The organism is bacterium (assembly GCA_024226335.1).
GTDB lineage: Bacteria > Myxococcota_A > UBA9160 > SZUA-336 > SZUA-336 > JAAELY01.
This window is the reverse complement of the sequence record JAAELY010000483.1, coordinates 1-930: the sequence shown is the minus strand read 5'-3', so window position 1 is coordinate 930 and position 930 is coordinate 1. Positions and strand designations below refer to the sequence as shown.

Below are 930 nucleotides of genomic sequence, written 5' to 3'. Positions count from 1 at the left end.
TACCTCGACGACCTGCACGTGTACCTGGAAGGCTGCGTGAGGGAGTCGCGCAGGCGAATCGACGTATTCACCTCCGTGGAAGACTGCGTCGAGCTCCGCCTGCAGGTCAGCGCCGTCTATGCGTGCCTCGAGTGCGAAGCGATCATCGAGGGGTTCCAGGTCCCCGATGCGGTCAGGAACGACGATGCGTTCGCGCGCATGCGCACGGCCTGCAATCAGTGCGTGTCCGTCGTCAACGACATCTTCTCCTACGTCAAGGAAGCGAAGGCCGGAGAGACGTGCAATGCCGTCATCATCCACCAGATGGTCCACGGCATGAGCGCGAGCGAGGCGCTCAGAGCTTCCATCCGGCTCAGCGACAAAGCGGTCGGTGACTACTTCGAGGCCAGGCAGGAGCTCGAGTCGCGCCACGAGATCGACGATTCGACCCGCGGGTACGTCAACATGTTGCAGAACTGGATGCGCGGGAACCTCGATTGGTACCGTGAGCTGCGGACCCGGCGTTACACGGACTGCCTGACGACCGCGCCCCCGCCGGCGACGACCGCATGAGCTATCGCGGGGCCGCGCCCGCTCGAGCACCGCAGGGAGGGATGGATGGAGACCTGCGCCTTGCAGAAAGGTGCTTCAGCACGCAGAATCAACCGGCCTGTTTTCGAACGCTCATCGGAGAAGGGAGCCGACCATGTTGCCAGTGAACCAGCGACGCAGCTTCAACGCTTTCTACGACTCGGCGCGTGGAAACGAGATCCTGGAGCCGAAAACCACCCTGATGATCCACCTGGCCGCCGCCATGGCGGTCGGCTGCGATCCCTGAATGGCCCACTACTTTGGCGTGGCCAAAGCAGAGGGGCTGAGCGACGAGGAGATCGGAGCCGTGCAGGCGATCGTGATGGCGGTCTCGGCGGGCAGGGTGCGGGCACAGTTCCG

Annotated in this window: 1 protein-coding gene; it reads left to right on the top strand. The window is 63.9% G+C overall.

Annotated elements, in window-relative coordinates; genetic code table 11:
- Positions 1-36 precede the first annotated feature (36 nt).
- Positions 37-552 (top strand): hypothetical protein, encoded by a 516-nt coding sequence (locus tag GY725_22935; GenBank protein ID MCP4007046.1) that lies wholly within the window; start codon positions 37-39, stop codon positions 550-552.
- Positions 553-930: the final 378 nt, after the last annotated feature.